This is a genomic window from Salinicola lusitanus (assembly GCF_003206045.1).
Classification (GTDB): domain Bacteria; phylum Pseudomonadota; class Gammaproteobacteria; order Pseudomonadales; family Halomonadaceae; genus Salinicola; species Salinicola lusitanus.
In genome coordinates, this window is sequence record NZ_PZJM01000011.1 from 1 (window position 1) to 13,663 (window position 13,663).

The 13,663-nt window shown below is 63.6% G+C and carries 18 protein-coding genes; 7 read left to right on the plus strand and 11 right to left on the minus strand.

The window, feature by feature from the left end:
* From DOM45_RS16525 to DOM45_RS16575, 11 genes are all read right to left on the minus strand, one after another.
* A partial coding sequence (locus DOM45_RS16525; protein ID WP_110602317.1) for an acyl-CoA thioesterase occupies positions 1–329 on the minus strand: 329 nt, incomplete at its 3' end.
* 57 nt (positions 330–386) lie between these two features.
* On the minus strand, positions 387–1,742 hold the full coding sequence (gene mgtE / locus DOM45_RS16530; RefSeq protein WP_110602318.1) for a magnesium transporter: 1,356 nt from the start codon (positions 1,740–1,742) through the stop codon (positions 387–389).
* A 100-nt stretch (positions 1,743–1,842) separates the two neighbouring features.
* Positions 1,843–2,112 (minus strand): HPr family phosphocarrier protein, encoded by a 270-nt coding sequence (locus tag DOM45_RS16535; protein ID WP_110602320.1) that lies wholly within the window; start codon positions 2,110–2,112, stop codon positions 1,843–1,845.
* Positions 2,099–3,043, minus strand: a complete 945-nt coding sequence (gene rapZ / locus DOM45_RS16540; protein WP_110602322.1) for an RNase adapter RapZ — start codon at positions 3,041–3,043, stop codon at positions 2,099–2,101. The genes DOM45_RS16535 and rapZ overlap by 14 nt, the downstream gene beginning before the upstream one ends.
* Positions 3,044–3,046: 3 nt before the next feature.
* Positions 3,047–3,526 (minus strand): PTS IIA-like nitrogen regulatory protein PtsN, encoded by a 480-nt coding sequence (gene ptsN / locus DOM45_RS16545; RefSeq protein WP_110602385.1) that lies wholly within the window; start codon positions 3,524–3,526, stop codon positions 3,047–3,049.
* A 9-nt stretch (positions 3,527–3,535) separates the two neighbouring features.
* Positions 3,536–3,844: a ribosome hibernation-promoting factor, HPF/YfiA family gene (gene hpf, locus DOM45_RS16550; RefSeq protein ID WP_071232900.1), complete on the minus strand. Its 309-nt coding sequence runs from the start codon at positions 3,842–3,844 to the stop codon at positions 3,536–3,538.
* A 119-nt stretch (positions 3,845–3,963) separates the two neighbouring features.
* Positions 3,964–5,391: an RNA polymerase factor sigma-54 gene (locus DOM45_RS16555; RefSeq protein WP_110602324.1), complete on the minus strand. Its 1,428-nt coding sequence runs from the start codon at positions 5,389–5,391 to the stop codon at positions 3,964–3,966.
* A 139-nt stretch (positions 5,392–5,530) separates the two neighbouring features.
* Complete coding sequence (gene lptB / locus DOM45_RS16560; RefSeq protein WP_110602325.1) at positions 5,531–6,256, minus strand: LPS export ABC transporter ATP-binding protein; 726 nt, start codon at positions 6,254–6,256, stop codon at positions 5,531–5,533.
* Positions 6,257–6,348: 92 nt separating this feature from the next.
* A complete protein-coding gene (gene lptA / locus DOM45_RS16565; protein WP_110602327.1) occupies positions 6,349–6,879 on the minus strand; it encodes a lipopolysaccharide transport periplasmic protein LptA in 531 nt (176 codons plus the stop codon).
* Positions 6,876–7,472 carry an LPS export ABC transporter periplasmic protein LptC gene (gene lptC / locus DOM45_RS16570; protein WP_110602328.1) on the minus strand — a complete coding sequence of 199 codons (597 nt, stop codon included), beginning with the start codon at positions 7,470–7,472 and terminating at the stop codon, positions 6,876–6,878. Before lptC ends, lptA begins: the two co-directional genes overlap by 4 nt.
* 96 nt (positions 7,473–7,568) lie before the next feature.
* Positions 7,569–8,546, minus strand: a complete 978-nt coding sequence (locus DOM45_RS16575) for a KpsF/GutQ family sugar-phosphate isomerase (protein WP_110602330.1) — start codon at positions 8,544–8,546, stop codon at positions 7,569–7,571.
* A gap of 252 nt (positions 8,547–8,798) precedes the next feature.
* Here DOM45_RS16575 and DOM45_RS16580 point away from each other — a divergent pair, with 252 nt between their 5' ends.
* From DOM45_RS16580 to murA, 7 genes are all read left to right on the plus strand, one after another.
* Entirely contained in the window at positions 8,799–9,614 is an 816-nt protein-coding gene (locus tag DOM45_RS16580) for an ATP-binding cassette domain-containing protein (RefSeq protein ID WP_110602332.1), read from the plus strand.
* A complete protein-coding gene (gene mlaE, locus DOM45_RS16585) occupies positions 9,611–10,393 on the plus strand; it encodes a lipid asymmetry maintenance ABC transporter permease subunit MlaE (protein WP_110602334.1) in 783 nt (260 codons plus the stop codon). Before DOM45_RS16580 ends, mlaE begins: the two co-directional genes overlap by 4 nt.
* A complete protein-coding gene (gene mlaD / locus DOM45_RS16590; RefSeq protein WP_110602336.1) occupies positions 10,390–10,851 on the plus strand; it encodes an outer membrane lipid asymmetry maintenance protein MlaD in 462 nt (153 codons plus the stop codon). Before mlaE ends, mlaD begins: the two co-directional genes overlap by 4 nt.
* 41 nt (positions 10,852–10,892) lie before the next feature.
* Positions 10,893–11,585, plus strand: a complete 693-nt coding sequence (locus DOM45_RS16595; RefSeq protein ID WP_425353340.1) for an MlaC/ttg2D family ABC transporter substrate-binding protein — start codon at positions 10,893–10,895, stop codon at positions 11,583–11,585.
* The gene (locus DOM45_RS16600; protein ID WP_110602338.1) at positions 11,582–11,944 is read left to right on the plus strand and encodes an STAS domain-containing protein; all 363 of its coding nucleotides are present in this window, start codon (positions 11,582–11,584) and stop codon (positions 11,942–11,944) included. The genes DOM45_RS16595 and DOM45_RS16600 overlap by 4 nt, the downstream gene beginning before the upstream one ends.
* 141 nt (positions 11,945–12,085) lie before the next feature.
* Positions 12,086–12,340 carry a BolA family protein gene (locus DOM45_RS16605; RefSeq protein WP_110602339.1) on the plus strand — a complete coding sequence of 85 codons (255 nt, stop codon included), beginning with the start codon at positions 12,086–12,088 and terminating at the stop codon, positions 12,338–12,340.
* Between the two features lie 55 nt (positions 12,341–12,395).
* Positions 12,396–13,658: a UDP-N-acetylglucosamine 1-carboxyvinyltransferase gene (gene murA, locus DOM45_RS16610; protein ID WP_110602340.1), complete on the plus strand. Its 1,263-nt coding sequence runs from the start codon at positions 12,396–12,398 to the stop codon at positions 13,656–13,658.
* Positions 13,659–13,663 lie beyond the last annotated feature (5 nt).

Below are 13,663 nucleotides of genomic sequence, written 5' to 3' on the forward strand. Positions count from 1 at the left end.
CCATCCTCGCCGAGATTCACGAAGATCATCCTGTCGATCGTCAGGATGCTCTTGCGGGTTATCTTGTTGCGGACGTGGCACTCCAGGGTGATGGAGCTGGTGCCGAAGCGGGTGGCGGTGATGCCCAGCTCGATGATGTCGCCCTGCCGGGCACTGGAGACGAAGTTGATCTCGGAGATGTATTTCGTCACCACCTGGGCGTTGCCCAACTGAATGATGGCGTAGATGGCCGCCTCCTCGTCGATCCAGCGCAACAGGCTGCCACCGAAGAGTGACCCGTTGGGGTTGAGATCCTCGGGCTTGATCCACTTGCGGGTATGGAAGTTCATCTGCTGCTCCTTGGCGGGCGGGCGCTCGCGCCTTGGGGATACGTTGCCACGGTGTCGTTACAGATAGAACGCCGTCGCCAATCCGAGGAAGGCGACGAAGCCGACCACGTCGGTGATGGTCGTCAACAGCACGCCGCCGGACAGGGCCGGATCGATCTTGAACTTTTTCAGCATCACCGGGATCAGGGTGCCTGCGAGCGTGGCGACGGTCAGGTTGATGACCATCGCCATGGCGATGATCTCGCCGAGCCGAATGTCATCGAAGCGGAACACCGACATCGCGCCCACGACGACGGCCCAGATCAGTCCGTTGGTCATGCCAACGAGCAGTTCGCGAATCAGCAGCCAACGGACATTGGCGCCCGAGACGTGGCCCAGCGCAATACCCCGAATCAGGACGGTCAGGGTCTGAGAGCCGGCGATACCGCCCATGCTGGAAACGATCGGCATCAACACGGCCAGCGCGGCGATCTGCTGGATGGTGTCCTCGAAGAAACCGATGGCGATGGAGACGATCGTCGCCGCGACCAGGTTGATGCCGAGCCATACCGCACGGCGGCGGCTCGTCCTCAGCGCGGGGGCGAAGGTGTCTTCGTCCTCGTCGAGACCGGCCATGCTCATGACCTGGTGCTGGGCATCCTCCCGGATCACATCGACCACGTCGTCGATGGTGATGCGGCCGAGCAGCTTGCCATCGATGCCGACGACCGGTGCCGAGATCAAGTCGTGCTTCTGGAACAGCGTCGCCACGTCGCTGTCCGAGGCGGTCGCCTGAATGGCGTGGAAGTCGGTCTGCATCACTTCGCGAACCAGGACCGAGACATCCGATACCAGCAGGCGGTTGATCGACAGGATCCCGATCAGCTCGTCGCGACGCGTGACCACCAGCAGGGTGTCGGTGGCATCCGGCAAGCGCTCGTGGCGACGCAGGTAGCGGAGAACGACGTCCAGCGTGATATCCGGGCGGATGGTGATCGCATCCGGGTTCATCAGGCCGCCGGCGGTGTCTTCCGGATAGGAGAGCACCGCTTCGACGCGTTGACGCTCCTGCGCCTCCATGGACTGGAGGACTTCCTGAATGACGGTGTTGGGCAGCTGCTGGAGCAGGTCGGCGAGGTCGTCGACGTCGAGCCCCTCGGTCGCTGTCAGCAGCTCTTCCGCATCCATGCGGTTGAGGAATTCGAGCTGGACGTCGTCGCCCAGATACTGCAGCACGTCGCCGTGTAGCTCGGGGTCCAGCAAGCCCCACAGGATCTCGCGCTCCTTGGGTGGCGTGGATTCGAGCAGGTGGGCGACATCCACCGGCGCCAAGCCACGGTTGAGCATGCGCCGCGCCTGATCCAGCGCGCCGCTCTCGAGGGCTTGGTTGAGCTTGGCCAGCCGTGGCTGCAGTTTTTCGGGATTGTTGCTCATCCTGAACGGTCATCCTTGAACGACTGGCGATAGGGTGAGCATTCTACCATCGTCGAGACGCATGACGAGGATGGAAAACGCTGTTCACAAATGAGGCGGGTTACTCGTCCTCGTGAAAACGAGCGTCGAACAGCCCGACGATGGCATCCATGGCGATCTCCTCGTCTGCGCCTTCGGTAACGACCACCAGCTCGGTGCCACAAGGGGCGGCGAGCATCAGCAGCGACATGATGTTGGCGGCGTCTGCCTGGCGGTTACCGTGATAGATCGCGACGCGTACGTCGAAGGGTTGGCAGCACTGCACCAGCTTGGTGGCGGCACGGGCATGCAGCCCGCGGCGGTTGGTCAGGCGAAGTTCACGTGTCGGCATCGCGCTCTGGGGATCCTGCGTTTCCTGTTGGTGCCGATGGCTGCGCTGCTGAGTCGCTCGAGAGAGCGGTATGAATGCCCAGCTCACGATGGCGCAGTCGAATATCGGCGTCGTCGTGGTGAAAATGGCGTGCCAGTCGCTCGATCAGATAGACCGAGCGGTGTTGGCCGCCGGTACAGCCGATGGCGACCGTCAGGTAGCTGCGATGACTGGCCAGGTAGGATGGCAACCAGCGATCGAGCCAGCCATGGATATCCTCCGCCAGGGCATGGACATCGGGGTAAGACTCCAGGAACTCGATGATCGAGGCATCGCGGCCGTCGTAGGCGCGCAGCCCGGGGTCCCAGAACGGGTTGGGCAGGCAGCGGGCGTCGAACACCATGTCGGCGTCCAGCGGCACACCCCGTTTGAAGCCGAACGACTCGAAGGTCAGGGTCAGGCGGCCGCCGGTATGCCTGGCCACCTGTTCGCCGATCCGGGCCCGGAGGTCGTGCACCGAGAGCCCCTGGGTGTCGATGACCAGGTCGGCCACGCGGCGAATCGGCGCGAGATAGCTTTGCTCGTGATCGATGGCCTCGGCCAGGGTCATGTCATTGCCGCGGGTCAGCGGGTGACGTCGGCGAGTGGCCGAGTAGCGCTCGAGCAGGATCTTGGCGTCGGCGGTGAGATAGACGACTTGAGTATCGATGCCGCGCTCGCGTACCGCCTCCAGCAGGATGGGGAAACGCTCCAGCGACTCCGGCAGGTTGCGTGCGTCGATGCTGACCGCCACGTTGGGGCGGGAGGGCGGCGCGCTGCGCAGCTCGTCGATCAGCGGTGCCAGCAGGTTGGCCGGGAGGTTGTCGATGGCATAGTAGCCAAGATCCTCGAGCGCCTGCAGTGCGATCGATTTCCCCGAGCCCGAGCGGCCGCTGATGATGACGAGTTGCATCGCTTATCCGTCGTCGCTGTCACGGTGATGGCGGATGGCATCGACAAGCGCGTCGTACAACGCCCGCTGCGAGTCGGCCTGACGCAACTGCTGCCGAACGCTGCTCTGATTCATGATGCCGGCAACTTCCGCCAGCAGCGACAGATGCGCATCATCCGCCTCTTCCGGCACCAGCAGCACGAAAACCAGATCCACCGGCTCGCCGTCGATGGCATCGAAGTCGATGGCGTCTTCCAGGCGCATGAATCCCGCGATCGGCCCTTTGCAATGCGGACTGCGGGCATGGGGGATGGCAACGCCGTTGCCGATCCCCGTGCTGCCCAGTCGCTCGCGGCCGATCAGGCGGCTGAAGACCTCATGGCTATCCAGACTGGGTGTATTCTGGGCGATGAAGGTGCTGAAGAATTCCAGCAGACGTTTTTTGCTGCCCCCCGTGACCTCGAACAGAGTTCGCTCGGGGGGCAGAATGCTTTCCAGTGTCATCATCAGGCGTCAGCGGGCGCCAGCGCCTTGGGCGCGGGCTTGTGCCTTCTCTTTGTGTTTGACCAGTTGGCGGTCGAGTTTGTCGGCCAGTGAATCGATGGCGGCATACATGTCGGTGTCGCTGGCTTCGGCGTGTAGATCACCGCCTGCTGCGTGCAGGGTACAGGCTGCCTGCTGGCGTTCCTTCTCGACACTCAGGGTGACCTGGACATTGGTGATGTTGTCGTAGTGACGCTCCAAACGAACGAGTTTCTCTCCGACGTAGTCCCGGAGGGCGTCGGTCAGCTCGACATGGTGGCCGGTAACGTTCACTTGCATGACACACTCCTGTTGCGGCAGATGGCACTTCTGATTGTAACCCTTTTCAGGGGACTGCAAAGGCATCGTGATCGATCTGATTCGGAATGGCGAGTCTTGACTGGTTTCGGAGCCCTGTATCAGGCCAGACGCTTGCGCTCGCTGGAGGACGGAATGCCCATGGCTTCGCGATATTTGGCCACGGTGCGTCTGGCCACGCTGATATCGGACTGGGCCAGCAATTCGACCAGTTTGCTGTCCGACAGCGGCTTGCGAGGGGATTCGTCGCCAATGAATTTCTTGATGCGAGCGCGGATGGCGGTACTCGAATAGCTATCGCCTTCGCCGCCCTGGCCGCCGACCTGGCTCGAGAAAAAATATTTCAGCTCGAATACGCCGCGTGGCGTGTGAATGTACTTCTGGGTCGTGACGCGGGAGATCGTCGATTCATGCATGTCGACGCTGCGGGCGATATCGGCCAGGATCAGGGGTTTCATCGCTTCTTCACCGCGCTCGAGGAACCCGATCTGGCGCGACATGATCTCTCGACCCACCTTGAGCAGGGTATCGTTGCGACTGGAGAGACTCTTGATCAGCCAGCGGGCTTCCTGCAGGTGCTGGCGCAGGAAGGTGTTGTCATCGCTCTTGTCTGCCCGTTTGATCAGGGCGGCGTAGTCGGGCTGAATGCGCAGGCGCGGCAGGGTTTCGGCATTGAGTTCGATACGCCAGCCATCGCGAGAGGGGGTGGCAACCAGATCGGGAACCACATAATCGTCGTGACTGGTATCAAAGCGCTGCCCCGGGCGCGGCTCCAGCGTCCGGATCAGGGCGATGACGCTGTCGAGTTCGTTCTCCTCGAGGCGCAGGCGACGCTTGAGCAGTCGCCGGTCGTTGCCGGCCAGCGCCTCGAGGAACTGGCGCACCAGGCGCTTGGCCTGGGGTAGCAGCGGCGTGTCGTCGTCCAGCGTGCCGAGTTGAAGCAGCAGGCACTCGCGCAGATTGCGAGCGCCGACGCCGGTCGGATCGAACTGCTGCAGGCGCATGAGCATGTGCTCGAGATCGGCCATGCTGACGCTCTCCCTGCGCTGCTCGCGCAGACTCGTCGCCAGCTCGTCCAGCGAGCCCACCAGGTAGCCGTCGTCGTTGACGGCGTCGATCAGGCACTCCCCGAGCGCGCGCTCGCGCTCGTCGAAATCTCCCATGGCCAGTTGCCAGAGGAGATGATCCTGGAGGGTGGTCACGGCGGCGTTGCGGTCGAAGTCCGGCGCTTCTTCGCTGGCGCTGCCCGACGAGCTGGCATGGGCGTCCTGGTAGGTATCGCTCCAGTCGCTGTCGAGGGCCAGTTCGTCGGGAATGTCACTGGCCCACTCGTCTTCCGTGGCGTCCTGAGTTTCCTGCTCCGAGTAGGGCTCTTCCATCTCCAGCATGGGGTTGGATTCGAGCGCCTGCTGGATTTCCTGGCGGAGGTCGAGCGTCGACAGCTGGAGCAGTTGAATGGCCTGCTGGAGCTGAGGCGTCATGGTCAACTGCGTGCCGACCCTGAGTTGCAGCGAGGGCTTCATGGACATGGAGAAACGATCGTCACAATCAACGGTGGAAGGCTTACGTTACTGGCTGCGGTGACGAGATGCAACGTTTCATGCAAGAAACATGCCATCGGTGCGGATGCCTGGTATGGCTGCCGATGGCATGACGGGGGAGAGGCGACTACAGGCGAAACTCGTGGCCGAGATAGACCTCGCGGACGCGCTGGTTTTCGAGAATGGCCTGGGGCCGGCCCTCGGCGATGATCTGGCCGTCGCCGACGATGTAGGCATTATCGCAGATGTCGAGCGTCTCGCGCACGTTGTGATCGGTGATCAGGACGCCGATCTCACGGTCGCGCAGCTGGCGGATGATGCTCTTGATGTCACCGACCGAGATGGGGTCGACACCGGCGAACGGTTCGTCGAGCAGCACGAATGCCGGCTCGGTGGCCAGGGCGCGGGCGATCTCGACCCGTCGCCGCTCGCCGCCGGACAGGCTCATGCCCAGGTTGTCGCGAATGTGATCGACGTGGAAGTCGCCGAGCAGCTGTTCCAGCCGCTCGCGTCGCCCGGCACGATCCAGGTCCTTGCGCGTCTCGAGGATGGCCATGATGTTGTCGGCAACGCTCAGCTTGCGGAAGATCGAGGCTTCCTGCGGCAGATAGCCGATACCGGCTCGCGCCCGGTCGTGCATCGGTGCGCGGCTGAGATCCATGTCGTCGATATGGACGCTGCCGGCATCGGACTTGACCAGGCCGACGATCATGTAGAAGGAGGTGGTCTTGCCGGCGCCATTCGGCCCCAGCAGGCCGACAATGCTGCCTTGCCGCAGCGTCAGGCTGAAGTCGTGGACGACTCGGCGTCCCTTGTAGCTCTTGGCAAGGTTGGCGGCCGTTAGCGTTTTCATGAATACGATCCTTGTGGCTGCGCGCCGGATATGGTGTCGGCGATCACGCCCCACGCGGCGGCTCGAGGCCGTGCCGGGTCAGGGTTTGAGCGTTACTGGGACGAGTCACGCGGCGTGAGGGTCATGCGGACGCGGCCGTCACCGCTCCCGTCGCTGTTCTGGGCGGAACGGGCCTGGACGCGTCGCGAGTCGAGATAATACTCGACATAGGCACCGTCGAAGGTGTCGCCGGCCTGATGAAGCTCCGCGTTACCGATCAGTTCCACGCGTCGTTGGGCCGCGTGATAGACCACGGTATCGCCCCAGCCCTTGACGATCTCCTGGTCGGGGGACGGCTTCTGTTCGAGGTAGGCGCGCTCGCCGCCGCCGCCCTTGGCGGTGACCAGGCTGACCTGGCCGTTGTTGCCGCGCTGGATGTCGACGCGTGCGGCCTTGAGATGCATGCTGCCTTGCTGCAGGTCGACGCCACCCGTATAGACGGCAGTGCCCTGGCGGTCGTCCAGCTCGAGTTGATCGGCGGCGATCTCGATCGGTGCACTGGCATCGCTTTCCAGTGCGATAGTTGGAAAACTGGTGAAACCCAGCGCGGTCAGCACCAGGAGTTGGCCGATTTCTCGCCTCATGATCCTTGATCCTCAGATTGCTGTGGCAGGCGCCCCTGCACGTTGTCGGTCAAACGCATACGATCTTCGTTGATCCAGGCATCGAAGCGATCCCCGCGCATGGTCTGATTATGCTGGCGCAACACGGAGGGCGTGTCACTCCAGGCGTGGGCCTCGCGGTTGTCGTAGTGCAGCGTCTGCGTTTCCAGGCTCCACGCCTGCTCCGGCTGAACCAGGCGGGCGTCGCCCTCGAGCGTCAACTGCTCTCCGCTGCGGCTCAGTTGCCCCGTCTGACTGGTCACCTGCCACTGGCGTTGCTGGTCGTCGGTCAGGTAACCGTGGGGTGCCTCGGTGCGGATGATGTCGTCGGAGGGCGTGTGCACCAGGCGTGGCGTTTCCAGCCGCTGATAGGCGCGCCCCCGTTCGTCGAAGCGCGTCATGCTGGCATCCTCGAGATAGTAGTCGGGCTCGCCGACCGTGTTGCCGATGACGGGCTCCTGACCGTTTTCGCCGCGCTGGTCCAGGTAGGTCAGACCGCCCCCCAGGACCAGCAACAGGACCAGCAGGCCGAGGCGGCGCCACCAGGGAGACTGGAATCTGACTGTCTTGGCCACGTTATCTCCTCGTGGTGAGTGTGGTGATCGGGGCCCATGTCCGCCATCGGCTGGGGTTGGGCTCGAGTCTCGGTGGAGCCGGCCTCGGCCGGGGTCTCAAATGACGCCGCTTCGCAGCAGGTCATGCATGTGCAGGGCGCCGACGGGGGCGCCGTTCTCGACCACCGCCAGGGCGGTAATCCGGTTATCCTCCATGATCCTCACGGCCTCCGCCGCCAGCATGTCGGGCGAGGCCGTCTTGCCGCCGCGGGTCATGACGTCATCCACACGCAGCAGCGCGAAATCGCCGCGCTGGTCCAGGGTTCGGCGCAAATCGCCATCGGTATAGACACCGACCAGCATGCCGCGTTCATCGACGACGCAGGTAAACCCCATTCCCTTGAGAGTCATCTCCAGCAGCGCCTCTCGCAATGGGCTGCCGGTCGGTACGCTGGGGAGCCGGTGACCCTCGTGCATGAGATCCGCGACGCGCAGCAGCAGCCGCTTGCCAAGGGTGCCGCCAGGGTGCGACAGCGCGAAGTCCTCGGCGCTGAAGCCCCGTGCTTCCAGCAGCGCCAGCGCCAGCGCATCTCCCATCGCCAGCGCGGCGGTGGTGGAGGAGGTCGGTGCCAGGTCGTGGGGACAGGCTTCGCGAGAGACGCCGACATCGATATGGACGTCGCTGTAGCGGGCCAGCGTGGAGCCGGGTCGTCCGGTGAGGCTGACCAGCGGCGCGCCGAGACGCTTGAACAGCGGAAGCAGGTCGGTGATCTCCTGAGTCTCGCCCGAGTTGGAGAGGGCGATGACGACATCGTCGCCGGTGATCATGCCGAGATCGCCGTGGCTGGCTTCGCCCGGATGGACGTAGAAAGAGGGCGAGCCGGTGCTGGCGAAGGTCGCTGCCAGCTTGCGTGCGATGTGCCCCGACTTGCCCATGCCGGTGACGATCAACCGGCCGCGACAGGCGAGCAGCAGCTTGCAGGCGTCATCGAAGCAGTCGTCGAGCTTCGCCACGAGCTCCCCGATGGCTTGTTGCTCCAGGGTCAAGGTGCGCCTGGCGCTGGCGCGGAAATCTAGCGCGGCGATGTCGCTCATGGTCTCGGCAATGGCTCCCCGATGGTGATGAAAGAGACGGAGAAATCGTTCATGGCCTCGGACTCCGTCTGACCGCTAGTGGGCGTCGGATGTCCGAAACGCCTGCAGTAACGGCAGTATACCTTTGATCGGTCGGTGATTCGTCCCTCCCACGCGGGTGATTTTCACCGCCCGAGAGTGATTGCTGGTCGCTGACGCCAAGGTTAGGATACAATGTTCGATAATTGATCTCATTAGCTTGGTGGATGCTGCATGGACGATCCGATTATGGTCGAGGTCAAGGATCTGCACTTCTCTCGCGGCAACACCGACATCTTCCGCGGTGTCGATCTGCAGATTCCGCTCGGCAAGATTACCGCCATCATGGGGCCCAGCGGGACCGGCAAGACGACCCTGCTGAAACTGATCGGCGGCCAGCTGGCGCCGGATCGTGGCCAGATCCTCATCGACGGCCAGGACGTACACAAGCTGTCCCGGCGCTCGCTCTTCAAGCTGCGTCGTCGAATGGGCATGCTGTTTCAGAGTGGCGCGCTGTTCTCGGATCTCGACGTTTTCGAGAATGTCGCCTTTCCGCTGCGCATCCATACCGAACTCCCGAATGCCATGATCCGCGACATCGTGCTGATGAAGCTCCAGGCAGTGGGTTTGCGTGGTGCCAGGCACCTGATGCCGTCGGAGCTGTCCGGCGGGATGGCCAGACGTGTGGCACTGGCGCGGGCGGTGGCGCTGGATCCGGACCTGGTGCTCTACGACGAACCGTTCGTGGGGCAGGACCCGATCTCGATGGGTGTGCTGGTGCAGTTGATCAAGAAGGTCAACCTGGCGCTGGGGTTGACGGCTATCGTGGTCTCTCACGATATCAAGGAGACGCTGTCGATTGCGGATTACGTCTATATCATCGCCGATGGGCGGGTCATGGCGCATGGCACGCCGCAGACGCTGGACGTCAACGACGACGCTCACGTGAAGCAGTTCGTGCATGGCGAGCCCGACGGTCCGGTACCGTTCCACTATCCTGCGCCGGACTTCTTCGATGACATCCTGGCGCCGGCGGGACAGTTCTCATGACGCGATATCTCACGGCGCTGGGCCGCGCCACGCTCGATACCCTGAGCTCGATAGGAAGAGCGGGTCTGTTCCTGGTCCAGTCGATCTTCTGCCTGCCCTCTCGCGAGGGGTTCCACCTCTGGCTTCGTCAGATGCACTTCGTCGGCGTGATGTCGGTGGCGATCGTGCTGGTGTCCGGGCTGTTCATCGGCATGGTGCTGGCGCTGCAGGGGTTCACCATCCTGGTCGGGTTCGGCGCCGACGAGGCGCTGGGCCAGATGGTGGCGCTCTCCCTCGTCCGCGAGCTGGCGCCGGTCGTGGCGGCATTGCTGTTTGCCGGCCGTGCCGGCTCGGCGCTCACCGCCGAGATCGGTCTGATGAAAGCGACCGAGCAGCTCACCAGCATGGAGATGATCGGTGTCGATCCGTTGCGCCGGATCGTCGCGCCCCGACTCTGGGCCGGCTTCGTCTCGCTGCCGATACTCACGGTGATCTTCGGTGTGGTCGGTATCTGGGGTGGCTATCTGGTCGGTGTCGAATGGCTTGGCGTCTACGCCGGCTCCTACTGGAGCAACATGCAGGACAGCGTCAATTTCTTCGATGATGTGCTCAACGGCATGGTCAAGAGTCTGGTGTTCGGGCTGGTCGTGACCTGGATTGCGGTATTCCAGGGTTATGACCTGATCCCCACCTCGGAAGGTATTTCGCGCGCGACCACCCGCACGGTGGTCTACGCCTCGTTGGCGGTATTGGGCCTCGATTTCGTGCTCACCGCGCTGATGTTTGGAGATCTCGGATGAAGCGCAACAGCTGGTTGGAACTGGGCGTCGGCATTTTCATGCTGGCAGGCATTCTCGGTCTGGTGTTTCTCGGGCTTCGGGTGAGCGGGCTGGGGGTGGGCGTCCCCAGCAACACTTTCACGTTGACCGCGAATTTTGCCAACATCGGCGGGCTGCGTCCCCAGGCCAAGGTCACCATGTCCGGGGTGCGCGTGGGGCAGGTCACCGACATCCAGCTCGACCCCAAGTGGTTCGATGCCAAGGTCACCATGGAGCTGGATTCGCAGTACGATGGCAAGCTCTCCGATGACACCACGGCAGCCATCCTGACGTCCGGGCTGCTGGGCGAGCAGTATATCGGTCTGACCGTGGGGGGCGCGCCCGACATGCTCCATGACGGTGACGTCATTCACGATACCCAGCAGGCACTGGTGCTGGAGGATCTCATTCAACAGTTCGTGTCGAACATGGCCAAGTGAGCCGGAAGAACGTAATCGCAGACAAGGAGTCGATGATGAAAATGACCTTCGCACGTAACGCCTCGAGTGCTCCAGGGCGTGATACCGGGATGCGCGGTGTCTGGATGGCGGCGCTGACGATCGTCGCTATGTGTCTGGCGAGCATCGCCACCCCGGCCCAGGCCCAGCAGTCGCCGACCCAGGTGATCCAGCAGAGTGTCGACTCCCTGATGTCCGAGCTCGAGGGCAAGAAGGACTACTACGCCCAGCATGAGGGCGAGTTGGCCAAGCTCGTCGACACCAACATGGCGGAAGTGGCGGATTTCCGTTACATCGGCGCCAGCGTGATGGGGCGCTACTTCCGCGCCGCAACGCCGGAGCAGCGCTCACGGTTCGTCACGGTGTTCCGCAAGACCCTGATCGACACTTACGCCAAGGGGCTGGTCACCTTCGATTATCAGACACTGCGCGTGAAAGATAGCGAAGACGCGGGCCGTTACGACGATCAGGCCTCGGTGCCCATGGAGGTGATTTCCACCAATGGCCAGAGCTATCCGGTCAACTTCACACTGCGTCAGAGCGATGGCCAGTGGAAGGTGATCAACGTCATCGTCAACGGCATCAATCTGGGGCTGACGTTCCGCAACCAGTTCGATCAGGCGATGCGCGACAACAATCGGGACATCGATACCGTGATCAACAACTGGGCGCCGGCAGTCGGGACCGACGAGCTGGAGCAGGGCGGCGACGCGTGAGTGTCCTGCTGGAGCGCGAGGACGCCACGCTCGAGGTCGTCGACGGTAACGCGCTGACGATCCGTGGCGAAGCGGATTTCGACAGTGCCGGCCCGCTTGCTCAGGCGGGCCGGCACTGGCTGGCGGAGCTGCCGGCCCAAGCCGAGGTCTCCTTCGACCTGACGGGCGTGCAGGTGGCCAGCAGCGCCGTTCTCAGCGTGCTGTTGGTCTGGATGCGCAGCGTCAGCCGGCACTCGTTGAACCTCAGGCGCGTGGCGCTCTCCCTGCCGCTGCAGCGACTGGTGGACATCACCGAACTGGCGCCGCTGCTGGCGACCACCGAAACGACCTGTGTCGAGCCGGCCCCGGCGCGGCACTGACCCCTCGAGGCGCCTCGCCGGCCGCGATCGACTTGCGACGTTTTTGCCCATCGCCAAGATCGCCAAGACGGGGCGCTTTCCGCTACCATGTGGCGCTTTCCCTGCGCATCCTGCGCAGCAGTCACAAGGGAGCCCGATGTCATGCAACCCAGCGATGTCAAAAGCCGCCTCGAGAGTCAGATCGACGGCTGTGAATTCCATATCCAGGGCGAAGGCTGCAACTTCCAGGTGATCGCCGTGGGCGACGTCTTCGATGGCATGAGCCCGGTCAAGCGTCAGCAGCTGATCTACGGCGCGCTGTCGGACGAGATCGCCTCCGGCGCACTCCACGCCATCAGCATCAAGACGTTCACTCCCGCCCAGTGGGAGTCGGCGCCGGAAAACCTCGGTGCCTGAGCTCCTGTCCGGCCTCTCGGGCCGGTCGTCTCTCTCGATTCTATAGCGAACCTTCATGGACAAGCTGATCATTACCGGTAACGGGCCGCTGGACGGCGAAGTCTGGGCCAGTGGTGCCAAGAACTCGGCGCTGCCGATACTGGCGGCGACGCTGCTCGCCGACGAACCCGTCACCATCGGCAACCTGCCGCATCTTCAGGACATCACCACGACACTCGAGCTGCTCGGCCGCATGGGCATCGAGCCGGTCATGGGCGAGAAAATGAGTATCCAGATCGATGGCTCGCAGGTGCGCGATTGTCATGCCCCCTACGAGCTGGTCAAGAAGATGCGCGCCTCGATCTTGGTGCTCGGGCCGCTGCTGGCCCACTTCGGCAAGGCCGACGTGTCGCTGCCCGGCGGCTGTGCCATCGGCTCCCGCCCGGTCGATCTGCACATCCGTGGGCTCGAGGCGATGGGCGCGGAGATCACCGTCGAAGGGGGGTACATTCGCGCCCGCGTCGATGGTCGTCTCAAGGGCGCCACGATCTTCTTCGATACCGTGACGGTGACCGGTACCGAGAACCTGCTGATGGCCGCCACGCTGGCCGAAGGGACCACGGTGCTGGAAAACGCCGCCCGTGAGCCGGAAGTCGTCGATCTGGCCGAGTGCCTGATCGCCATGGGCGCCAATATCCGCGGCCAGGGGACCGATACCATTACGGTCGAGGGCGTCGAGCGTCTCCACGGCTGTCACTACGACGTGATGCCGGACCGCATCGAAACCGGCACCTTCCTGGTCGCTGCCGCTGCCACCGGCGGGCGCGTGCGGGTGCGCAAGACACGGGCCGACATCATGGAGGCCGTGCTGGCCAAGCTCGAGGAGGCCGGCGCCACCCTGACCACGGGAGACGACTGGATCGAGCTCGACATGGGCGGACGCCGGCCCAGGGCCGTGAATCTGCGCACCGCGCCGTACCCGGCCTTCCCGACCGACATGCAGGCCCAGTTCGTGGCGCTGAACGCGGTAGCCGAGGGCACCGGCACGGTCGTCGAGACCATCTTCGAAAACCGCTTCATGCACGTGCAGGAGCTCAATCGGATGGGGGCGCATATCGCGCTCGAGGGCAACACCGCCGTGGTGACCGGCGTCGAGAAGCTGTCCGGCGCGCCGGTGATGGCGACCGACCTGCGGGCGTCGGCGAGCCTGGTGGTGGCGGCGATGGTGGCCCAGGGCGAGACGATGGTGGACCGGATCTACCATATCGATCGTGGCTACGAGTGTATCGAAGAGAAACTGCAGCTCCTGGGTGCGCGCATTCGTCGCGTGCCGGGCTAGCCGGG

Bases quoted from the DNA above. Each gene is read 5' to 3' on its own strand.
- mgtE (WP_110602318.1), bottom strand. From the start codon at position 1,742: ATGAGCAACAATCCCGAAAAACTGCAGCCACGGCTGGCCAAGCTCAAC.
- DOM45_RS16535 (WP_110602320.1), bottom strand. From the start codon at position 2,112: ATGCCGACACGTGAACTTCGCCTGACCAACCGCCGCGGGCTGCATGCC.
- rapZ (WP_110602322.1), bottom strand. From the start codon at position 3,043: ATGCAACTCGTCATCATCAGCGGCCGCTCGGGCTCGGGGAAATCGATC.
- ptsN (WP_110602385.1), bottom strand. From the start codon at position 3,526: ATGACACTGGAAAGCATTCTGCCCCCCGAGCGAACTCTGTTCGAGGTC.
- hpf (WP_071232900.1), bottom strand. From the start codon at position 3,844: ATGCAAGTGAACGTTACCGGCCACCATGTCGAGCTGACCGACGCCCTC.
- DOM45_RS16555 (WP_110602324.1), bottom strand. From the start codon at position 5,391: ATGTCCATGAAGCCCTCGCTGCAACTCAGGGTCGGCACGCAGTTGACC.
- lptB (WP_110602325.1), bottom strand. From the start codon at position 6,256: ATGAAAACGCTAACGGCCGCCAACCTTGCCAAGAGCTACAAGGGACGC.
- lptA (WP_110602327.1), bottom strand. From the start codon at position 6,879: ATGAGGCGAGAAATCGGCCAACTCCTGGTGCTGACCGCGCTGGGTTTC.
- DOM45_RS16575 (WP_110602330.1), bottom strand. From the start codon at position 8,546: ATGAGCGACATCGCCGCGCTAGATTTCCGCGCCAGCGCCAGGCGCACC.
- DOM45_RS16580 (WP_110602332.1), top strand. From the start codon at position 8,799: ATGGACGATCCGATTATGGTCGAGGTCAAGGATCTGCACTTCTCTCGC.
- mlaE (WP_110602334.1), top strand. From the start codon at position 9,611: ATGACGCGATATCTCACGGCGCTGGGCCGCGCCACGCTCGATACCCTG.
- mlaD (WP_110602336.1), top strand. From the start codon at position 10,390: ATGAAGCGCAACAGCTGGTTGGAACTGGGCGTCGGCATTTTCATGCTG.
- DOM45_RS16595 (WP_425353340.1), top strand. From the start codon at position 10,893: ATGACCTTCGCACGTAACGCCTCGAGTGCTCCAGGGCGTGATACCGGG.
- DOM45_RS16605 (WP_110602339.1), top strand. From the start codon at position 12,086: ATGCAACCCAGCGATGTCAAAAGCCGCCTCGAGAGTCAGATCGACGGC.
- murA (WP_110602340.1), top strand. From the start codon at position 12,396: ATGGACAAGCTGATCATTACCGGTAACGGGCCGCTGGACGGCGAAGTC.